At 36.7% G+C, this 20,880-nt stretch carries 19 protein-coding genes; 16 read left to right on the top strand and 3 right to left on the bottom strand.

The window, feature by feature from the left end:
- The first annotated feature begins 141 nt into the window (after positions 1–141).
- The 6 genes from AC5YGD_RS02445 (at position 142) to AC5YGD_RS02470 (ending at position 5,569) form a co-directional block, all read left to right on the top strand.
- Positions 142–957 (top strand): transporter substrate-binding domain-containing protein, encoded by an 816-nt coding sequence (locus AC5YGD_RS02445; protein ID WP_416678862.1) that lies wholly within the window; start codon positions 142–144, stop codon positions 955–957.
- A 51-nt stretch (positions 958–1,008) separates the two neighbouring features.
- Positions 1,009–1,668 carry an amino acid ABC transporter permease gene (locus AC5YGD_RS02450; RefSeq protein WP_271541425.1) on the top strand — a complete coding sequence of 220 codons (660 nt, stop codon included), beginning with the start codon at positions 1,009–1,011 and terminating at the stop codon, positions 1,666–1,668.
- Between the two features lie 10 nt (positions 1,669–1,678).
- Complete coding sequence (locus tag AC5YGD_RS02455) at positions 1,679–2,338, top strand: ABC transporter permease subunit (RefSeq protein WP_496141972.1); 660 nt, start codon at positions 1,679–1,681, stop codon at positions 2,336–2,338.
- The gene (locus AC5YGD_RS02460) at positions 2,335–3,060 is read left to right on the top strand and encodes an ATP-binding cassette domain-containing protein (RefSeq protein WP_496141973.1); all 726 of its coding nucleotides are present in this window, start codon (positions 2,335–2,337) and stop codon (positions 3,058–3,060) included. Before AC5YGD_RS02455 ends, AC5YGD_RS02460 begins: the two co-directional genes overlap by 4 nt.
- Before the next feature lie 27 nt (positions 3,061–3,087).
- Complete coding sequence (lhpI, locus tag AC5YGD_RS02465) at positions 3,088–4,794, top strand: cis-3-hydroxy-L-proline dehydratase (RefSeq protein ID WP_496141974.1); 1,707 nt, start codon at positions 3,088–3,090, stop codon at positions 4,792–4,794.
- Between the two features lie 142 nt (positions 4,795–4,936).
- On the top strand, positions 4,937–5,569 hold the full coding sequence (locus AC5YGD_RS02470; protein WP_496141975.1) for a methyltransferase domain-containing protein: 633 nt from the start codon (positions 4,937–4,939) through the stop codon (positions 5,567–5,569).
- Between the two features lie 36 nt (positions 5,570–5,605).
- Here AC5YGD_RS02470 and AC5YGD_RS02475 read toward each other — a convergent pair whose 3' ends face one another.
- Complete coding sequence (locus AC5YGD_RS02475) at positions 5,606–6,469, bottom strand: NAD(P)-binding domain-containing protein (protein ID WP_496141976.1); 864 nt, start codon at positions 6,467–6,469, stop codon at positions 5,606–5,608.
- 19 nt (positions 6,470–6,488) lie between these two features.
- Positions 6,489–7,232, bottom strand: coding sequence for an SDR family oxidoreductase (locus AC5YGD_RS02480; RefSeq protein WP_416679516.1), 744 nt, complete (start codon positions 7,230–7,232; stop codon positions 6,489–6,491).
- 117 nt (positions 7,233–7,349) lie between these two features.
- Between AC5YGD_RS02480 and AC5YGD_RS02485 the strand changes: the two genes are divergently transcribed.
- A complete protein-coding gene (locus tag AC5YGD_RS02485) occupies positions 7,350–7,880 on the top strand; it encodes an HPP family protein (protein WP_496141977.1) in 531 nt (176 codons plus the stop codon).
- Positions 7,881–7,911: 31 nt separating this feature from the next.
- Here AC5YGD_RS02485 and AC5YGD_RS02490 read toward each other — a convergent pair whose 3' ends face one another.
- A complete protein-coding gene (locus AC5YGD_RS02490) occupies positions 7,912–8,493 on the bottom strand; it encodes a malonic semialdehyde reductase (protein ID WP_496141978.1) in 582 nt (193 codons plus the stop codon).
- Between the two features lie 92 nt (positions 8,494–8,585).
- Here AC5YGD_RS02490 and AC5YGD_RS02495 point away from each other — a divergent pair, with 92 nt between their 5' ends.
- From AC5YGD_RS02495 to AC5YGD_RS02535, 9 genes are all read left to right on the top strand, one after another.
- A complete protein-coding gene (locus AC5YGD_RS02495) occupies positions 8,586–8,924 on the top strand; it encodes an HIT domain-containing protein (protein WP_496141979.1) in 339 nt (112 codons plus the stop codon).
- Positions 8,925–9,037: 113 nt separating this feature from the next.
- On the top strand, positions 9,038–11,275 hold the full coding sequence (gene parC / locus AC5YGD_RS02500; protein ID WP_496141980.1) for a DNA topoisomerase IV subunit A: 2,238 nt from the start codon (positions 9,038–9,040) through the stop codon (positions 11,273–11,275).
- A gap of 126 nt (positions 11,276–11,401) precedes the next feature.
- Positions 11,402–11,770, top strand: a complete 369-nt coding sequence (queD, locus tag AC5YGD_RS02505; RefSeq protein ID WP_496141981.1) for a 6-carboxytetrahydropterin synthase QueD — start codon at positions 11,402–11,404, stop codon at positions 11,768–11,770.
- Between the two features lie 6 nt (positions 11,771–11,776).
- Positions 11,777–12,568 (top strand): GTP cyclohydrolase FolE2, encoded by a 792-nt coding sequence (gene folE2 / locus AC5YGD_RS02510; protein WP_496141982.1) that lies wholly within the window; start codon positions 11,777–11,779, stop codon positions 12,566–12,568.
- 5 nt (positions 12,569–12,573) lie between these two features.
- Complete coding sequence (locus AC5YGD_RS02515) at positions 12,574–13,629, top strand: 3-deoxy-7-phosphoheptulonate synthase (RefSeq protein WP_496141983.1); 1,056 nt, start codon at positions 12,574–12,576, stop codon at positions 13,627–13,629.
- Between the two features lie 103 nt (positions 13,630–13,732).
- Entirely contained in the window at positions 13,733–16,396 is a 2,664-nt protein-coding gene (gyrA, locus tag AC5YGD_RS02520; protein ID WP_496141984.1) for a DNA gyrase subunit A, read from the top strand.
- A gap of 193 nt (positions 16,397–16,589) precedes the next feature.
- Entirely contained in the window at positions 16,590–17,597 is a 1,008-nt protein-coding gene (locus tag AC5YGD_RS02525; protein WP_496141985.1) for a glycine betaine ABC transporter substrate-binding protein, read from the top strand.
- Positions 17,598–17,682: 85 nt separating this feature from the next.
- The gene (locus tag AC5YGD_RS02530) at positions 17,683–19,848 is read left to right on the top strand and encodes an ABC transporter permease subunit (RefSeq protein ID WP_496141986.1); all 2,166 of its coding nucleotides are present in this window, start codon (positions 17,683–17,685) and stop codon (positions 19,846–19,848) included.
- The gene (locus AC5YGD_RS02535) at positions 19,845–20,879 is read left to right on the top strand and encodes a betaine/proline/choline family ABC transporter ATP-binding protein (RefSeq protein ID WP_496141988.1); all 1,035 of its coding nucleotides are present in this window, start codon (positions 19,845–19,847) and stop codon (positions 20,877–20,879) included. Before AC5YGD_RS02530 ends, AC5YGD_RS02535 begins: the two co-directional genes overlap by 4 nt.
- Position 20,880: the final 1 nt, after the last annotated feature.

Consider the following 20,880-nt stretch of genomic DNA (forward strand, 5'->3'; position numbering starts at 1 on the left):
TTAAAAGTTTCAATTAAATATAAAAATGTAAATAGAAAAATTGAACTTCCATTTTTAAATTAAAAGTGATAAGATATTGCCAGCATTGAATTACTTAGATGAGCAACTCAGTGTTATATTTAAAATTAATAGGAGAAATATATGACAATGTTTTCTAAAACATTAGTGTCGCTTACTACTGCAGCTTTGCTGCTTACAGGCGCAACTACAGCTTCTGCAGATAAACTAGATGATGTTATTGATGCTGGAGTTCTAAGGTGTGGAGTAGTGCTAGACTTTCCACCAATTGGCTACCGTGATGCAAACAATGAGCCTGCGGGTTTTGATGTTGATTACTGTAAAGATCTTGCAGCTGCATTAGAGGTTGATCATGAAATTATTGCAATTACTTGGGCTGAACGTCTACCATTAATTGTTACTAATCGTGGTGATGTTGTATTTGGAGGTACTTCAGATACTTTATCTCGTGCTAAGACAGTTGGCTTTACAATCCCTTATGCTATTTATTATGCTCAAGCTATTGTTGGAGCTGATAGCGGTATTGTTACTGTCGAAGATATGTATGACAAGAAAGTTGCTGCTGCTATTGGAACTGTTCCTGAACAGGAATGGTTAAAGATAGCAAAAGAACTTGGAATTGAAGGTAATTATCAAGGCTATCAATCTGAGAATGAAGTATTCTTAGCTGTGGCTCAAGGGAAAGCTCATGCTGGTATTACTACCAATACAACAGTATTACCAATAACTCAGCAATTTGATACAGTTATTGCTGGTCCTCGTATGCCATGGGGCACTGACTATACTTCTGTAGTTGGTCCGCGTATGGATGTTACTTGGCTTAACTACCTTAACCTTTTTGTAACGCAGCAAGTTCGTTCTGGCCGTTACCAAGAGCTTTGGGGTAAGTATGTTGGTGGCGAAGCGCCTGAATTACGTATTCCTGGTGTTTACTACTAATAGTTAATTTTAATATGGCCGGCTTGCCGGCCATTTTTTTAAAAGTCATTTATGGATTATAATTTCCATTGGAGACCAGTCTTCAAGACCCTTCCTGATTTATTACAATCAGCAGTATTAACTTTGGAAGTTGCAATTCTTTCAATGATTTTGGGCATATTATTTGGACTAGCACTCTCTCTCATCAGAATTAACATGACAGGACCATTAAAATGGTTTGCTGTTTCTTGGATTGAGTTGGCTCGAAATACTCCAGCACTATTACAATTATTTTTCTTTGGATTTGGGCTCGGCGCATTTGGAATTCACTTTAGTCCATTTCTTATAGTATTGATGGGCTTAACATTTAATAATGCTGGTTATTTAGCTGAAAATTTTCGTGGTGGATTTAATGCTATTCCAGATACCCAAATAAAAGCCTCACTAAGTCTTGGAATGAACAGTTTCCAAACTTACACTAGAATTATCATTCCTCAAGTTCTGCGAATTGTTTACCATCCTATGACCAACCAAATGGTTTGGGCAGTTTTAATGTCCTCCCTAGGTATGTTAGTTGGATTTCGTGAGCTTTCAGGCGAAACACAATTCTTTGCATCTAAAACTTATCGAATTTTCGAATATTTTGCAGTTACAGCAGTAATTTACTACGTTCTTGTTAAAATTATTCTTGGTGCATCAAGATTAATGGCAAATCGTCTTTTTAAATACTAAGAGTCTATTAATGGAATCAGCAGCAACTTATTTTTCTGGATTCGGCCCTAATGATTTATGGTTTCTTGGTGAAGCGGCTTTAAGGACTCTATGGATTTCTTTTTGGGCAATCAGTATTGGATCTATTTTTGGAATATTTTTAGGTTTAGCTCTCAGTGTATCAAGATTATTAGCATTTACGCTTGGAACAGTACTAGATATTTTTCGCTCAGTTCCATTAATTATTCAACTAGTTTTATTTTTTAATTTTGCGCCAATTATTGGCCTCAGACTTAATCCCTTTGAAGCAGGATTAATTGTTCTTACTGTATATACCTCAGCCTATGTTGCAAACGTAGCTAGAGCTGGAATTGAGGCAGTTGGAATCCCAATGAGGCGAGCAGCACGAAGTTTAGGTATGAACTATTGGCAAGATTTGCGCTATGTTGTTTGGCCAATTGGTCTTCGCGCTGTATTGCCTGCTTGGGTTGGAGTTGCACTAGGGGTTTTAAAGGATAGTGCACTAGTATCAATACTTGGATATGTAGAGCTTTTAAAGGCCTCCCAAATACTTATGACTCGAACCCAAGAAGCTATCCTCGTTCTATCGATTGCTGGTGCCTTCTATTTTGCTTTATCTTATCCAATTTCTTATTATGCTACTCGACTTGAACAAAGGTGGTCTGAATGATTAAAATTACTAACCTACATAAACAATATGGTGAACTTGAAGTATTAAAGGGCATTGATCTTGAAGTACCAAAAGGAGAAGTCTTAAGTGTGATAGGCTCCTCAGGCTCAGGTAAATCAACATTACTTTACTGTATTAATGGGCTTGAACCCATTCAAAAAGGGCAAATCATCGTAGATGATATCGATGTTCATGCAAGTGATACAAACCTTAACTCAGTTCGCCAAAATATGGGTATGGTGTTCCAACAATGGAACAGCTTTCCTCATTTAACAGTCCTTGAAAATGTAGCCCTAGCTCCTAAAATAGTAAGTAAACTCTCTAAATCAGACGCTCTAGAAATTGCTGAAAAGCAACTCCGTCACGTTGGTCTGGGTGATAAGCTTTCGCAATACCCTTCAGCATTATCAGGCGGGCAGCAGCAACGTCTTGCTATTGCACGAGCACTAGCAATGGAGCCTAAATGCATGTTATTTGATGAAGCAACATCTGCTCTAGATCCTGAGCTTGTTGGAGAGGTTCTTGACACTATTAGACTTCTTGCTGATGAGGGAATGACGATGATTTGTGTGACCCATGAAATGGGATTTGCTCGTGAGGTCTCTGATAGGGTAGCATTTTTTCACGAAGGTAAGATTGAAGAAATAAACCAAGCTGAAAAACTATTTGGATCTCCAAAATCTAAATATCTACAAAAGTTTCTATCAAAAGTTAAAACATAGAGCTTAACTACTTACCGGAGTTTATCGATGGAAAAACTTTCCAATAACGAAGCCATTATTTTTGTACAAAATAATGTGGAAGGTGATGTTGTAGTTTGTAATGAAGGGGTGAGTTTCTGGGGGGGTGTTGATCCTGATACAGGAGTAATTATTGATATTCATCATCCTAATTGTGGGGAGCAGCTTTCTGGAAAAATTGTATTAATGCCAACTTCCCGAGGGTCATGCAGTGGAAGTGGGGTATTGCTGCAGCTTGCGCAAAATGGAAATGCACCAGCTGCACTTATATTTAGAGAAACTGAAGATATTTTAACTCTTGGGGCAATGATTGCTGAAAGACTGTTTAACAAAAAAATTGCCATATTACGTCTGAAGCCGAAAATTTATAATTTATTATCTTTACAGAAATCTGCAAAAATTGATAATCTCAAATTATATTTCTCAAGTACTTTAATTAATTTATGTCAGCCTGATTTAAGTAGAATTTACTTGAATAAGTCAGATAAAAAAATGTTGACTGGCAATCACGGTAAAGCCACAAAAATTGCAATGGAAATATTATGTTTGATGGCTTCTTCTCAAAATGCTGATAAATTAATCGATGTTTCTAGAGGTCATATTGATGGTTGTATCTTAGCGCATGATGCTAATCTCAATTTTGCAGAAAAAATGCTGGATATGGGTGCACGTGTTATTATTCCAACTACAATGAATGCAATCTCAGTGGACAGGGATAATTGGAAATCACAAGGTGTAGCTCCTGAACTGGGTAATAAAGCTAGCCGACTTGCTGATGCATATGTCAAAATGGGTGCTCATCCTACATTTACATGTGCGCCTTATCTTTTAAGTGAAAAACCAATTAGAGACGAAGTTATTGGATGGTCTGAGTCAAATGCTGTTGTTTATGCAAATTCTGTAATTGGAGCTCGCACCCAGAAGCATCCAGATTATTTAGATTTATTCATAGCAATGACTGGGCGTACTCCGAATACTGGTGTTTATTTAGAAGAGAATCGAAAGCCTAACTGTGAAATTAGAATATCATTACCTTCGAAATTTGATGAGTCTATCTGGCCAATGATAGGTTGGTTGGCTGGCTATAAATCACCAAATGGAATTCCAGTATTAATTGGCCTTGAAGATATTTCACTGAGTAATGATGATTTAAAAGCTTTATGTGCAGCATTTGGTACAACATCTGCATCTCCGATGCTACATATTAAAGGGCATACGCCAGAAGGTGAATTGCCAAGCACTCAAGATGCTATTTCTACAACTATAATGCCTAATGATTTGTTAAATTTGTGGCAAAAATTCAATACTGGAAATAACAAGATAGATCTAGTTGCTATTGGGAGTCCGCACGCATCTTTTGCCGAGTGCATGAAGTTTTTAAAATTATTATTGGAAAAAAATCAAACTGTTATTGTTCCAACTATTTTGACTGTTGGGCGAGAAACTCTTGCAAAATTAAGAGATCACGGGAATTTAAATCAACTTTCAAAATTAGGAGTTCAAGTTGTCCCTGATATTTGTTGGTGCTCAATAACTGAACCAGTTTTTCCATCAAAGACACAATCATTAATTACTAATTCTGGAAAATATGCTCACTATGGTGAGGGTTTGACAGGGCGAAATATACGGTTTGGAAGTTTGAGTGACTGTGTAATGGCTGCTTTAAGTGGTTTTGTTAATGATGAGCTGCCTAATTGGCTGAATTCCCCCATTTAAAATATTTTTTGAAATCTTAAGTATCCATGTTAAGCTAAATAAGTTTATATCAACTGAAACTAAAGTCCAAACTTCGTTTCATCTGTGAGGGAGGGAATATTAATACTTAGCTAGCTGATATTCGCCTTATATTGAGAATTTGATGAAAAATACTAAAAATATGATTCCTACAATTTTTAAAACATTGCATGTGTCAAATTTAGATGAATTAGGAGAGCTTTATAAAAATTGGGATGACTATGAGCATGACGTTATTCAATTGGCTGGTTACGTTGGGCATCTTGTCACAACTGAAATTTTACTTAGATATCTAGATAATAAAAAAGCTAAAATTTTAGATGCAGGTTGTGGAACAGGACTAGTTGGTCATATTCTTTTCAACAAAAGCTATAAAAATATTGTTGGCATAGATTTTTCACAGGAAATGCTCAATAGGGCGCTTAAAAAAAATGTTTATCAATCACTAAGTCTAGGTGATTTAACTCAAAAACTTGATTTTGAAGATGATACTTTTGATGCAGTTATTTGTGCAGGTACTTTCACATGTGGTCATGTAGGTCCTGGAGCTCTTAATGAGATCATAAGAATAACTAAAAGTGGAGGTTATATAAGTTTTACTGTTCGAAAACAAGAATGGGAGGCATCGCCCTATGAAAAAATTATTAGAGATCTAGAAAATTCTGGGTTATGGATTCAAATTGAACGACACACTTCAGAGTACAACACTCAAGAAGGTATAAACTGTCAATTATGTTTATTTCAAGTAACTATATAAATAGTATGATTTCAGTTCTTTCCATTTAAGATAAAGCTACTTATGTTCAAGTCGAGCACTTAAGAATGAGTCCTGCATTCCTGCATTTGCTGCATTTTTATAAATTTCTAAAAATACCTTAGTAATAGCAGAAGCATCAGGCTGATCTTTCAAAAGATCTGATATATATTCCATATCTTTAACCGTATTAGCAATAGTAAAAACATAGCCATCATGCGAACCTGTAATTGCCTTGGGTGCGATTCGATCTAGGCTCATTGAATGCCCAGAACCTTGTGATGCAAGTTTATAAAATTTCTCCCAATCAACTCCAAGCTTATTTGCTGCTCTCATTGCCTCAACAACCAAAGTTGCGGTACCAAGTGCTAGAAAGTTAGAGACGAGTTTAGTTTTTGCTCCCATCCCCAGCTCACCGAGCCACTCAATTTGAGCACAACAGGGTTTAAGAATATTACTAGCAATTTTAAAATCACCCTCATCGCATCCAACTATTGCTCCCAGCATAGCATCCCATGACTGTTTTTGACCACCCGTAAGAGGTGCCTCAACATATTTTAGTTTTGCTTTTTTTGCATTTTTGCCCAACTCCTCTACTGATACTAATTCATTGGTTGTACAGTCAATAATTAGAGTTCCTGGAGAAAGTAAGGGAAATAACTCATCACATACTGAGATTGCAATTTTTGAACTTGGAAGACATAAAATGAAGCTATTGCAGCAACTTACCATATCAGATAATGACGTCATCTCCATCGCGCCTAATGCCACAAGCTCTTCGATAGGGCGCCTATTTTTATTAGCAATAATACTTACCTCATTACCAGCTTTAAGTAGATTTTGAACCATACCTTGGCCCATAATTCCAGCACCAATGAATCCAATTTTATTTTTTTTATCCATTTTTTTTATATGATTTTTACTAAAGACTCCATCCACCATCCACAATCTGAAAGGTACCTGTAGTGAATTTTGAGTCATCACTTGCAAGGTGAATAAGAATACCTGTAACCTCTTCTGCAGAAGCAAACCTACCAATTGGTTGGCGGGCTAAAAACTCTTTTCTTGATTTTTCATAGTCTCCACTATCATGCATTCTTTGTTCTATAGAAGGTGTCAATATTGTTCCTGGGCAAAGTGCATTACATCTTATACCCTCACTAACATAATCAGCAGCTACAGCACGCGTGAGTCCTAGAATAGCAGCCTTTGTGGAGCCATAAAGGCAGCGGTTTGGAGCGCCCTTTATTGATGAGGCTACAGATGCCATATTAATAATAGACCCATCTTTTTTTTCTAGCATTCCAGGTAAGTAGGCTCTGATAAGACGGAATTGGGATCTAACATTTAATGTAAAGGAAAAGTCCCAGTCATCATCAGACATATCCAAAATAGTGCCATTATGAACAAACCCTGCACAATTAAATAAGGTAGTCAAAGGCCCTGTTTTTTCTGGAGCTTTAGCAATTGCATCTGGATCCATAACATCCAACTCAAAAGTTTTAATTTCTTTATTTTCTGCAGATAGAGTTTCTAAAGCATCTGTATTTATATCTGTCGCAAAAACCTTAGCACCTTCATTAGCCATAGCGATTGCAGCTGCGCGTCCCATACCTTGTCCAGCAGCTGTTATCAAAACTTTCTTACCCATCAACCTATTCATCAGATTAACTCCTTAACAATGTTAGTTTAAATTTTCTTTTAATATTATAAGTATTATTTGATTTTTATTAAAGTAAGTAAATAATATATAATTTATTTATTTTTTCTCATAGGATGGACTATGTCTTATCTTACTAAGCTTAAAGGTTCTCCGGCATCCATTCCACCAAGACCATCATTCAAAGAAATAAGCTTTATTTCTTTAGGCGCATTTTTTGCGGCCTGTGTAGTTGGTTTTTTAGCCTATTACACAAATGAGCCAATTATTATGGGTTCATTTGGAGCATCAATCTTTGTTTTATTTGTGCTTCCTGACTCGCCATTTGCCCAGCCTCGAAATGTTATTTTTGGTCACTTTGTGACAACTCTTATTGGGCTAATCTTTTTTCATTTAGTGAGTTCAGATTGGTGGAGTATGGCAATTGCATTGGCATTAGCGATTGCAGCAATGCAGATCTTAAGAGTGCCTCATCCACCAGCAGGATCTAATCCTTTTATCGTTTTTTTATTAGGCGCTAATAATGACCCGATGATTATAGGTTCTTGGGATTTCTTGTGGATGCCAACCCTCATAGGCTCTGTATTAATCGTAATGGTAGCACTTCTTTATAACAACCTATCTAAAAATAGAAGTTACCCTAAATACTGGTAACAATTTTTTAAATATTATTTTGAGTTAGTGTTTATATAATGTTACAGGCTTCTTCAAAATTTAGCCGTGGTGCTCGGGGACGAAGTTTTGAGTCATCTCCATAACCAATTCCACAAATAAAAATAGCTTTATTCTTATTATCTGGGAAGAATTCCTGATTTAGTATCTCCTTGTTAAATCCAAGCATTGGACAGCAATCAAGACCTATAGAGCGAGCTGCAATAATAAAGTATGCGCCTTGGAGCACTGAGTTAAATTCCGCAGTATTTTTTATTATTTTATCTTTGCCTTCGTAAAAAGATTTGGCATCATTATGTGGAGATAGGGTTGGCAGTGATTCATAAAATTTATTATCATAGCTGATGATTACTACAGATGGAGCATTCATGGTTTTTTCAATATTTCCCTCATCTAAGGATGGTTTGATTCTATTTTTTGCTTCAGCAGTTTGGATAAATGTAAATCTTGCAGGACAGCAATTTCCAGAGGTTGGTGCAAATTTTAGTAAATCATAAATTTGATGAATTTGATCATTAGTAATATCTTTATTTAACCATCCCTTATGACTGCGTGCTGTTCTAAAGAGTGTGTCTAGAGTTTTAGTGGAGAGCATATAGCCTGACCTTATTAATTATTAATTATTAATTATATGTTCTTCTAGTGTATCTTTAATAATAGAATTTGAAAGATATAAAAAACTGAACTATGAAAAATTGTATTTTTTGCTCAATTATTAAGGGCGATATACCTGCTGAAAAACTTTATGAAGATGACAAAGTGTTGGCTTTTAAGGATGTAAATGCACAAGCTCCTGAGCATTTTTTAGTAATACCGAAAGAACATATTTCTACACCGAATGATGCGACTGATGAGGCTCTACTTGGCAAACTAAATACTACTGCTGTTATGATTGCTAAAGAGCGTGGATTTTCTGAAAGTGGTTATAGACTTGTAATGAATTGTAATAGTGATGGCTGTCAAAGTGTATTTCATATACACCTTCATTGCTTGGGTGGAAGACAGTTGAATTGGCCTCCAGGTTAGGCCTTTTAAGGAAGATAAATAATTAATCTTAAACGGGTTCAGAGTTGAATTAAAATAACGCCAACTCTAACTCTTTTTTGAGTTAAATTTTCGAAATATAAACTAAGGAAAGAATGAGCCAAAACGGCATTGAGCGACAAAGCGTTGGAGAATATAGTGAGCGCGCTTATCTTGATTACTCAATGTATGTCATACTCGATCGTGCGCTACCCTTTATTGGAGATGGTTTAAAGCCAGTCCAAAGAAGAATCATTTATGCGATGAGTGAGCTTGGACTGAAATCGACTGCAAAATTTAAAAAATCTGCCAGAACTGTTGGTGACGTCTTAGGTAAATTTCATCCTCATGGTGATAGTGCGTGCTATGAAGCAATGGTCTTAATGGCTCAGCCTTTTTCTTATCGCTATCCATTTATTGATGGACAGGGTAACTGGGGGGCGCCAGACGACCCTAAATCTTTTGCAGCGATGCGTTATACAGAGTCTAAATTATCGCCTTATGCAGATTTACTTCTTGCTGAAATTAATAAAGGCACAGTAAGCTGGACTGATAATTTTGATGGCACCATTCAAGAGCCCCTTCAACTTCCTGCTCAGGTGCCAAATTTACTGCTTAATGGAACATCTGGAATTGCTGTTGGTATGGCAACTGACGTCCCGCCACACAATCTTCTGGAGGTTATAGCTGCGTGTATTCAGCTACTAGAAAAACCTTCAACTGAGCTTGATGAACTTATGCAGATTATTCCAGCTCCAGACTATCCAACGGATGCTTATATTGTTAGTTCAAAAGAAGACCTCCGCCAAATGTATGAAACTGGAAACGGCTCAGTCAAAATGAGGGCTGGCTATATTAAAGAGGATGGAGAAATTGTTATTGAGTCTCTTCCCTACCAGACATCAGGGGCTAAGGTTATCACTCAAATTGCTGCTCAGATGCGCAATAAAAAACTTCCATTGGTTGAGGATCTTCGCGATGAGTCAGACCATGAAAATCCAACTCGATTAGTAATTGTTCCAAGGTCTAATAGAGTCGATTGTGAGCAATTAATGCTTCATTTATTTGCAACTACGGATCTTGAGAAAAACTATCGAGTCAATATGAATGTTATTGGTTTAAATGGTAAGCCTCAAGTAAAGCCATTGATTCCTTTACTTAAAGAGTGGCTAGAATTTAGAATGCAGGTTGTTGTTAATAGACTCCAATCTCGATTGGATAAAATTTTAGATCGGCTGCATATTCTTGATGGCTTACTGATAGCTTATCTTAATATTGATGAGGTTATTGCAATCATTCGCCGTGAAGAGAAACCCAAGCCTGTTTTAATTGAGCAATTCAAAATCAGTGAAATACAGGCCGAAGCGATATTAGAATTAAAGTTGCGTCACCTAGCTAAACTTGAAGAAGTTAAAATTAAAAGTGAGGCAGATGAGCTTGGAAAAGAGCGAAAGTCAATTGAACTTTTGCTTTCAAGTGAAACAAGGCTTAAGACTTATATCAAAAAAGAACTAAGAGTAATCCTTGAGGAGTTTGGAGACAAAAGACGCTGTCAAATTATTTCTGATGTCTCTTCTGCTCAGGCATTTAATGACCAAGACATGATTCCGGCTGAAAATGTTACTGTTGTTCTGAGTGAAAAAGGCTGGGTTAAAGCCGCTAAAGGTCATGAAATTGACTCCTCTTCACTTAACTACAAGTCAGGAGACACATACTTAAAAGACGCCAAAGGTAGAAGTAATCAAATGGCATTTTTTATTGACTCTACAGGAAGGTCATATTCTATACTGGCTAACAGCCTTCCTAGTGCTAGGGGCCAGGGAGAGCCCCTAACTGGAAAATTAACACCTCCATTAGGCGCCGAATTTATAGATGTAGTTATGGGAAAAGATGAACAAGCTGTAATTCTCTCGTCAGACTCTGGCTATGGTTTTGTGTCAACCTTAGGTAATTTAAATTCAAAAACTAAATCTGGCAAACATCTAATTACATTATCAAAACATGCAAGAGCAAATAGGCTTGCTATGGTTGAAGATGTTGATAATCATTATGTTGCAGTAGCTACTAATAGAGCTAGATTGTTGATTTTTCCAATATCTGAATTGCCACATCTTTCTAAAGGAAAGGGTAATAAACTTATTCAGATTGCAAATAAGGACTTCATTGATCGAGAAGAGTTTGTTATTGGTGTTTGTGCTATTAAAGATAATCAAAAATTAAGAGTTCAATACGGAAAGAAACATAAAAAATACTCTTTTGAAGAGCTAGTTAATTTTGTAAGCCATCGCGCACGCAAAGGTTTAATTCTTCCAGGCGTTTTCAAAAAAGTTGATAGCATTGAAGCTGTTGATTAGTTACAGTTAAATATAGCTCAAAAAGCTTTACACTTAGTATCTACCGGGTTAATTTCATAGTTCATGAAGTTGGTAATTTATAATCTAATAGGTATAATCCATATTTTTTTATCAATTTTTCCGAATATGTTCGTCCTAAAAATTGTTACAGACTTTGCATCCGCCCATTCACTCAGAGATTATCCTGGTGATTGTGCAAGACTTCATGGCCATAACTGGCAAGTGGAAGTTTCTGTATGTTCAGAAGTTCTTGATGATTCTGGTATTGCAATAGATTTTCGTGAAATTAAAAAACAAACGAAGTTGGTGGTTAAAAGGCTGGATCACCAATATTTAAATGAGATAAAGCCTTTTGATGTTCTAAACCCTACTGCTGAAAATATTGCTAAATATTTTTTTGATGAAATTGCCTTGTTAATTACCAACAAAGATGTCAAGGTTAAAGAAGTTATGATCTGGGAAACACCTAGGTCTGCGGTTACTTATTCGGAATAATAAATAATGAAAAATACACTACTCCCTGATACTCAAAACATTAAAGATCTTCGTAATATTGTTATTAATCAAGTTGGAATTAAAGATATTTTGCATCCAATTAGCTTTATAAATAAAGCTAAAGAAACGCATCCATCAGTTGCTAATTTTACAATGACAGTGAGGCTTCCAGAGAATGTAAAGGGAACTCATATGTCTAGATTTATTGAAATCTTAAATGCTAAAGAATGCAGCTTTAGTGTTGAAAGTTTTATGGATCTTGTTCAAACGGTTGCTGAAAAACTTGATTCTACAAGTGCTTGCATCGTAGTAGATTTTCCATTTTTTCGAAAAAAATCAGCTCCATCATCTGGTGTTCAAAGTTTGCTTGATTATCAGGCAACCTTAATTGGTAATATTGTTGATGGTAAGGCAGACATGTCTGTGAAAGTTGTGGTTCCAGTTACTAGTTTGTGCCCATGTTCTAAGAGTATTTCTGAATATGGTGCCCACAATCAAAGATCTCATATAACTATCGAAGCAAAACCTTCTGAGGGATCAGTTGTTTTTCTTGAAGATTTAATTGATTTAGCTGAGCAAAAAGCATCAAGTGAGCTTTATGCCATACTTAAGCGTGATGATGAAAAAGTTGTTACTGAGAGGGCTTATGAAAATCCTGCTTTTGTTGAAGATATAGTAAGAGATATTGCTGTTGAATTAAATGCTGATGATAAAATTAATTATTACTCTTTAGAGTCAGAAAACTTTGAGTCAATCCATAATCACTCTGCATATGCTGTTATTACAAATCAGAAGTAAGGTTTATGCATCATAATACTGATAATGTTCGAATTGTATCTAGTGCGCCGATGGTGTCGCCTAATGCTCTTATAGAGAAATTACCTCTATCTGAAAAAGCTGCATCAGGAGTTGTAAGCTCTAGAAATGCTATCAAAAATATTCTATATGGCAATGATAACCGCCTTATGGTTCTTGTTGGCCCGTGCTCAATTCATGACACTAAGGCAGCAATGGAGTATGCAAATAATCTACTTAAATTAAAAGAAGAGCTATCTGAAGATTTGTTGATAGTTATGCGTGTGTATTTTGAAAAGCCAAGAACAACAGTTGGCTGGAAGGGTTTAATTAATGATCCATATCTAGATGAAAGTTTTGATATTGATAAAGGTCTTGAGACTGCGAGGAAACTTCTAGTTGATCTAGGTGAAATCAATATACCAGTTGGTGTTGAGTACTTAGATGTTTTAACGCCGCAATACTTATCTGATTTGATTTCTTGGGGTGCTATAGGTGCTAGAACAACTGAGAGCCAATCTCATAGGGAGTTAGCGTCAGCGTTATCTTGCCCTGTTGGCTTTAAGAATGGTACAGGTGGTTCTTTAGAAATTGCTTTTGATGCAATTCAGTCTGCTAATAGTCCTCATCATCTCTTGTCAGTGAACAAGGATGGGGGTATTAGCCACTTTACTTCTTTAGGCAATGATACGGCCCACATCATTCTTAGAGGTGGGAAAGATGGGCCAAATTATTCTAAAGAACATATTGAAAGTACCTGTGAAAAGTTAAAAGAAAAAGGGTTAGTTTCTAAAGTTATGGTAGATTTCTCTCATGCAAACTCTGAGAAGCAGTTTAAAAATCAATTAAAAGTAGGCGCAAATATTGCAGCTCAGATTGAAGAGGGATCAGAGTCAATCTTTGGTGTAATGATTGAATCTCATATCAATGAGGGTAACCAAAAAGTTGGACCATTGCCATCTTTAAAGTACGGCGTTAGTATTACCGATAGCTGTATTGGATGGGACGATACAGAAACTCTTTTAAGAGACCTTGCAAAATCTATAAAAGCGCGAAATTCTTAGGGATTTTTTGTAGTTTTTAGCCTTCAAAAAGACCCAAATTATTGGTGTGTTTTTACCTCATCTAGGGTACAATTAAATTTAGTTATTTTTATAGGTTTATTGTATGTCTGACGATATCGATTCTAATGAAATTCTCGAGCAAAAGTTCCCAATAGTTACTATAGAAGACGAGATGCGTGACTCTTATCTGGAGTACGCAATGAGCGTAATTGTGGGAAGGGCTTTGCCTGATGTTAGAGACGGCTTAAAGCCAGTTCATAGACGCGTTCTTTATGCCATGGAAGTTCTTGGTAATGATTACAATAAATCTTATAAAAAATCTGCTCGAATTGTGGGTGATGTAATTGGTAAGTATCACCCTCATGGTGACACAGCAGTTTATGACACAATCGTAAGAATGGCTCAGCCATTTTCGATGAGATGCATCCTAGTAGATGGCCAAGGAAACTTTGGCTCAGTAGATGGAGACCGAGCAGCTGCTATGCGGTATACAGAAATACGCATGACAAAGCTTTCACATGAACTTTTAAGAGACCTAGATAAAGAAACAGTAGACTTTATTGATAACTATGACGGCTCTGAAAGTGAGCCTTCAGTATTGCCTACTCGCGTTCCCACTTTATTGGTGAATGGCTCTTCAGGTATTGCTGTGGGAATGGCCACAAATATCCCACCACATAACCCAACTGAAGTTACTGAGGCTTGCCTTCGATTTATTGATAATGAAGATATAACTATTGATGAGCTTTTAGAAATTATGCCTGGACCTGATTTTCCTACAGCAGGAATAATTAATGGCGCCTCTGGTATACGTGAAGCTTATGAGACTGGTAAGGGAAAGATTTATATGCGCTCAAGATCGCATGTTGAAGGCGAAGATAAATTAAGTATTGTTGTAACAGAGCTCCCTTACCAAGTTAATAAAGCAAGACTCATTACTAAAATTGCAGAGCTTGTTAAAGACAAAAAAATTGATGGAATAACTGGTCTTAGAGATGAGTCAGATAAAGATGGTATGCGCATGGTAGTTGAGCTTAGGAGGGGAGAAGTTCCTGAGGTGATGCTTAATAACCTATACAAGCTAACCGAAATGCAAACTGTTTTTGGTATCAACATGGTTGCAATTGACAAAGGCATGCCAAAATTAATGAATCTAAAGTCTATCTTGAGCGCGTTTATTGCACATAGAAGAGAGATAGTAACTCGCCGCTCTATTTTTGAGCTTAACAAGGCAAAAGATCGAGCACATTTATTGGAGGGGCTATCTGTTGCTCTTTTTAATATTGATGAGGTAATTGCCCTGATAAAGGCTGCGCAGAATCCTAGTGAGGCAAAAGAAGGCTTAGTTGCGAGAGTCTGGAAGGGGTCAGTTATTCAAGAGCTTATTGGTGATAGAGACATGGCTCAGTTCAAGCCTCAAGATTTAGGCGCTGATCTTGGCCTCCAAAAGAATGGAGATTATCAATTATCAGAAAAACAAGCGCAAGCTATTCTTGATTTAAGACTACATAGATTAACGGGTCTTGAAAAGGATAAAATATTTAATGAATTTAATGGGTTACTAGAGGAAATCAAAAATTTACTTGATATTCTTCAAAATCCAGACCAATTAATGGACGTAATTCGTCAAGAAATCACTGAAATTCGAGACAATTTTGGTGCTCCTCGAATTACTGAGATTATTGAGAATAAAATCGACCTAACACTTGAAGATTTAATTGCTCAAGAAGATAGAGTAGTAACTCTATCTCATGGAGGTTATGTTAAGGCTCAATCTCTTAGTGATTATCAAGCTCAGAGAAGAGGTGGCAAGGGTAAAGCTGCCACTAAGATGAAAGATGAGGATTTTGTAGATCAACTATTTGTAGCGAACTCGCATGACACAGTTTTGTGCTTCTCATCTAGAGGAAGAGTGCACTGGCTAAAAGTTTATGAATTGCCAATGGCATCGAGAATTTCAAGAGGAAAACCAATCATTAACCTACTTCCTTTAGAGAAGGATGAGTCGATAAATGCAATATTGCCAGTCAAAGAGTTTACTGACGATCAGTTCGTGTTTATGGTTACCAGTTCAGGCACATGTAAAAAAACCTCACTTAAAAACTTTTCACGTCCAAGAAACGGCGGCATTATTGCAATTGAACTGAGAGATGATGACAAGCTAGTTGGTGTAGAAATTACTGCTGGTGAGCATGATATCCTGCTTTTCTCTTCAGCAGGAAAATCTATCCGTTTTAAAGAGTCTGATGTCCGCTCTGTTGGAAGAACGGCCATAGGAGTTAGAGGAATACGTTTAGCTGATAAGGATCAAGTAGTCTCCTTGATAGTTGCTGAGTCAGACGACCCTATTCTTACAGCAACTGAAAAAGGTTATGGTAAGAGAACTCAATTGGATGCATATCGCTCTCAAGCAAGAGGTGGATCAGGTGTTATTTCAATAAAAACATCGGATAGAAATGGTGAAGTAGTTGGCGCTATACAGGTTACTGATGAAGATGAAATGATGCTAATTTCCAATAAAGGTACCCTAGTTAGGGCAAGAGCAGTTGATGTTTCAATTATTGGAAGGAATACTCAGGGCGTTACTTTAATTAACATTGCTGATGATGAAAAATTAGTTTCAGTAGCTAAAATAGCGGAAACAGATGATGAAGAAGAGGGCGAAAATCAATTAGAGGTTGACGGCGCTCCATTAGCAGAAGGTGAAAATCAAGTAGAAGATGATTCTCCTCCTCTGGCAAACGATGATACTCAAGAAGATGAGTAGGAAGAAAGCAGGGTTTATTTTGATATATTATGTGAATTTTAAAAAATAGCTCATTGTGAATTGTTGTTTTTAATTTTGATAAAAAATAAAAAAAACATTACGTACCATGCTCTCTGTTGCTATAATTCTGCTTGAGTTTGAATTATTTCACTCTATTTTATCTATTTACAATTAATCCTTAGGAGAAATAAATATGAATATTAAATTTACCACTAAGTTATTTGGAGCAGTCGCTGGAGCATTATTGCTTAGCACTTCTGCAAATGCTGCATGTGGAAAAATGCAAATCGCTGATATGAATTGGGGATCAGCTTCGCTTATGGCTAACGTTGATGCTGCAATGTTAACAGCTATGGGCTGTGAAACTGAGCTAGTGGTTGGTGCAACGATGACTACTTGGGCATCAATGGATGCTACAGGTAAACCTGATGTCGCACCTGAAGTATGGTCAAATGCAATGGCTACACTAGTAGATAGTGCAGTAGCTGCTGGTAGAATCAAAGTTGCTAACCCTGCACCGATGAGTGGTTTAGGAGAGGGTTGGTTTATGGACCCTATAACACGTGATGCAAATCCAGAGTTGACTACAATTGAAGCTGTAATTGCTCGTCCTGACTTATTTCCAGACAAAGAGGACCCTTCTAAGGGCGCTTTTATGGGATGTCCAGCAGGTTGGGGTTGTCAATTAGCAAGTATTAATCTTTTTAGAGCCCATGATATGGAAGCTAAAGGATGGAAGCTACTTGATCCTGGTTCTGCAGCGGGTCTTGATGCTGATATCGTTAGAGCAGGTGAGCAGGGTGAGCCATGGTTTGGTTACTACTGGTCTCCAACTACGATTATTGGAAAATATGACCTGAAGAAAGTTGATCTAGGTCCTTTTGCAGGAGATGATAACTGGAATGGATGTGTAGCGCTGGCTGCAGATTTATGTGCTGATCCTCAGCCATCTGGATGGACAGAGTCACGCGTTAACACATTGGTAAGTGATCATTTCTTCTATCAGGCTCCACCTGCGGCAATGGATTATTTTGCAGCACGTACCTATCCTGGTGATGTTATGAATGCTATGCTTGTCTGGATGGATGCTAATCAGGCTGGTGGTGCAGATGCTACAACTCATTTCCTACAGACTTATCCTGAAATATGGAAGACTTGGGTAAGTGCTGATGTTGCTGCTAACGTTGAAGCTGCAATGTAGTTAGTAAATAAGTTTGAATAGAAACAACTAATTGCCTGTAGCGCTCAAAACTACGGGCAATTTTTTTTTTTATTTTGGAGTAATTATGGCAATTAGATCTGTACCTCAACAAAGCATCTTAGATTGTTTACCAACAGCAGTTGAGATTGCAGATTTACGGGTCGCAAATAAAGATCTAAATTTTATTCAAGCAAATATTAAAAGGGCTGATGATTTAGCAACTGAAACATTAACTGCAACTGATTACTCACAGCTTGTCACAATTACGGAAAAGTTTGCATCGCTTACTAAAAGATCAGTTGATAGAGGTGAATCCTTAAAAGAATTTACTAAAGATTCAAACCCGTTGACGCAAATAAATGATTCGTCACAATTTTTTGAAAAGGTTCAATTATTATCATATAACCTTGAACAAAAAACCACTGAACTTAGTGGTCAATTTAACTCTATAGTTGAGTTAAAGTATCAAAATTTCAATAACTCACTAAACGAGTTGAGTCAGAGTGTAAATTCAATTTCTTCACATACCGAAGTTGTGGCTTTGTATAAGAATTTAGAATCGTTTTTGAAAGATGCTACTCAAAATGCTGGCTATCTTAATAGCAATAATAATGCAAATCAATTTCTTAATAATATTGAAATATTAACCCAAAATTATATTGAAAAAGCTGAGTTATACAGCTCTTCATTTATCAATGATGTAAGTTCTCAAGTGGATTCAATAAATATTCAAATTAGTAGTCTTGCTAATAATGTTGACTCACTAAGTTCTATTTATGAGGTTAAAAGCCATCTTGAGCAACTCTCTAAATTAAGGGAGATTATAAATTCTTCTGCACCACAATTCAAAATTTTTTCAGGGTCTGAAAAGATGGTTTTAAATTTGAATGATTTGAGTCTTGCAACGGATACAAAGGTTCAAGATATGTATGGTAATTATGACGCTATATCTAAGCTTCTGCAGCATGTTGATAATCCTGAAATACTTTCACAAGCTGTTATAGAGGCATCATTAAGGACTAATGTAAGTGTAGTGGAAAATGCCCTTATGCCAATTGTTAATAACGCAACTGCACTTAGTAGTAAAGTGAATGAATTAGCAGCTCAATTTAATAATGGTAGTTATAGCGAAATTAAAGCTAACTTAGTAAAAAGTATTGACAATGAGGTGTCAAGACTAGAAAGGACTTACATGTCAATTCGCCCACAAGATCCTGAGAGCTTGTCAGCAGTAATAGGTGATTTATCTAATGATTTGGAGTTTCAATTCGAAACTGTTCAGTCTCTTGATCCTGCTTCTCAAATAGATTATTTTATTAACTTAACTGCTACTATTGACAATACAATTAATTCTTCTGATCTCTCCATCTTTATAAATAATGCACAAGCTATATCGCATGATGTAATGATGAATTCACGTCAGTGCGTAGATAGTGCATTTAAAGACTTTAGTAGGGATGTTGGCAGTACGATGGAGAAAATTTTTGATCCACTTTTATATTTTTTGGCTCAATTTGAACAATTATTACTTGCAACTCCATGGCCATTATTTCTAGCAATTGCTGGTATTTTAGCTTGGCTTGGATCTAGGAGTATGAAAGTTACTATTGGTGTTATATTAGCATTCTTTGCTATAGGATTCTTTGGTATGTGGACTCCGATGATTTCTACTGTAACAATGATTTCTGCCGCTACTTTGCTATGTTTAACTTTAGGAATCCCTTTGGGAATATGGATGTCCCGGTCTGATAGGGCACAATCTATGATTACTCCAATACTTGATATTATGCAAACGATTCCATCCTTTGTTTACCTTATACCAGTAGTTATGCTGCTTGGTATTGGTAAAGTACCTGGTTTAATTGCAGTTTGTATTTATGCAATGCCACCTATTGTAAGGTTGACAAATTTAGGTATTCGTTTAGTCAACAGGGAGGCAATGGAGGCTGCTGATGCATTTGGCGCCACCTATAGACAGCGATTATTTATGGTTCAAATTCCATTGGCACTCCCAAATATTTTTGCGGGAGTAAACCAAACAATTATGATGGCATTATCAATGGTTGTAATTGCCTCAATGATTGGAGTTACTGGGTTAGGCCTTCCTGTGCTTCAGGCTGTTCAAAATCAGTATTTGTCACTTGGACTGCTTAACGGATTGGCGATAGTTGCTTTAGCAGTAATCTTTGATAGGGTTTCGCAAGCGTTTGGAACTCGAATTCAAAAACACCGTTCTGGAGATGTTCTATGACGCAAGATATTAAAATTAAGATCACAAATCTAACTAAAATTTTTGGGCCAAAGGCAAACTCCGTTTTAAAGCATGTTGATAATGGCATGACCAAGGATGATCTCCTTAAGGAACATAAGCATGTTCTTGGTTTAAGTAATATTAATCTTGATTTAGCCAATAAAAATATTGAAGTAATTATGGGCCTTTCTGGTTCTGGTAAATCTACACTTATTCGTCATATTAATCGACTTATTGAGCCTACTGCAGGTTCAGTTATTATTGGCGGTGAAGATGTAATACAAATGCCTATGGAAAAACTTCGTAAATTTAGACAACAAAAAACTGCAATGGTATTTCAAAGCTTTGCGCTCCTTCCCCATAAAACGATTATGGATAATGTTTGTTTAGGCGTTCATTTGCAAGGAGTAAAGGGTGATGAAGCAGTAAAAAGAGCTAAGAAATGGATTGATCGCGTAGGCTTATCTGGCTATGAGGATCGTTATCCATCGCAGCTTTCTGGTGGAATGCAGCAGCGTGTTGGTTTAGCGAGAGCTTTAACGTGCGATACTGAAATTTTAATGATGGATGAGGCTTTTAGTGCGCTTGATCCGCTCATTCGAAGTGATATGCAAGATTTATTGCTAGAACTCCAAAAAGAACTCCACAAGACTATTGTATTTATTACTCATGATCTTGAGGAGGCACTTAAGATTGGAGACCGTATTGCTATTCTTAATGGTGGTGAGCTGGTTCAGCATGGAACAACTCAGGAAATTATAATGACTCCTGCTGATGATTATGTTAGGGATTTTGTTAAAAAAGTAAATCGCTCTCATGTCCTGCAAACAAAATCTGTGATGACTGATCAGAAGCCAGCAAAAGCTTCTTCAAATATCACCGTTAACGAGATGGATTCAGTGGATTCTGCTTTATGTGAGATGCTTCGTGAAAATGCTGATTGCTGCATAGTTCAAGACTCAGGTGGCTCAGTTGTAGGCTATTTAAATAAGAAAGATATAGCTGAAGTTGTTAAGCCATTAGAAGCTTAAG

It is taken from the genome of Candidatus Pseudothioglobus sp. uisw_070 (genome assembly GCF_059512545.2).

Coding starts and splice junctions, on each gene's coding strand:
- AC5YGD_RS02445 (WP_416678862.1), top strand. CDS start 142: ATGACAATGTTTTCTAAAACATTAGTGTCGCTTACTACTGCAGCTTTG.
- AC5YGD_RS02450 (WP_271541425.1), top strand. CDS start 1,009: ATGGATTATAATTTCCATTGGAGACCAGTCTTCAAGACCCTTCCTGAT.
- AC5YGD_RS02455 (WP_496141972.1), top strand. CDS start 1,679: ATGGAATCAGCAGCAACTTATTTTTCTGGATTCGGCCCTAATGATTTA.
- AC5YGD_RS02460 (WP_496141973.1), top strand. CDS start 2,335: ATGATTAAAATTACTAACCTACATAAACAATATGGTGAACTTGAAGTA.
- lhpI (WP_496141974.1), top strand. CDS start 3,088: ATGGAAAAACTTTCCAATAACGAAGCCATTATTTTTGTACAAAATAAT.
- AC5YGD_RS02470 (WP_496141975.1), top strand. CDS start 4,937: ATGAAAAATACTAAAAATATGATTCCTACAATTTTTAAAACATTGCAT.
- AC5YGD_RS02475 (WP_496141976.1), bottom strand. CDS start 6,469: ATGGATAAAAAAAATAAAATTGGATTCATTGGTGCTGGAATTATGGGC.
- AC5YGD_RS02485 (WP_496141977.1), top strand. CDS start 7,350: ATGTCTTATCTTACTAAGCTTAAAGGTTCTCCGGCATCCATTCCACCA.
- AC5YGD_RS02490 (WP_496141978.1), bottom strand. CDS start 8,493: ATGCTCTCCACTAAAACTCTAGACACACTCTTTAGAACAGCACGCAGT.
- AC5YGD_RS02495 (WP_496141979.1), top strand. CDS start 8,586: ATGAAAAATTGTATTTTTTGCTCAATTATTAAGGGCGATATACCTGCT.
- parC (WP_496141980.1), top strand. CDS start 9,038: ATGAGCCAAAACGGCATTGAGCGACAAAGCGTTGGAGAATATAGTGAG.
- queD (WP_496141981.1), top strand. CDS start 11,402: ATGTTCGTCCTAAAAATTGTTACAGACTTTGCATCCGCCCATTCACTC.
- folE2 (WP_496141982.1), top strand. CDS start 11,777: ATGAAAAATACACTACTCCCTGATACTCAAAACATTAAAGATCTTCGT.
- AC5YGD_RS02515 (WP_496141983.1), top strand. CDS start 12,574: ATGCATCATAATACTGATAATGTTCGAATTGTATCTAGTGCGCCGATG.
- gyrA (WP_496141984.1), top strand. CDS start 13,733: ATGTCTGACGATATCGATTCTAATGAAATTCTCGAGCAAAAGTTCCCA.
- AC5YGD_RS02525 (WP_496141985.1), top strand. CDS start 16,590: ATGAATATTAAATTTACCACTAAGTTATTTGGAGCAGTCGCTGGAGCA.
- AC5YGD_RS02530 (WP_496141986.1), top strand. CDS start 17,683: ATGGCAATTAGATCTGTACCTCAACAAAGCATCTTAGATTGTTTACCA.
- AC5YGD_RS02535 (WP_496141988.1), top strand. CDS start 19,845: ATGACGCAAGATATTAAAATTAAGATCACAAATCTAACTAAAATTTTT.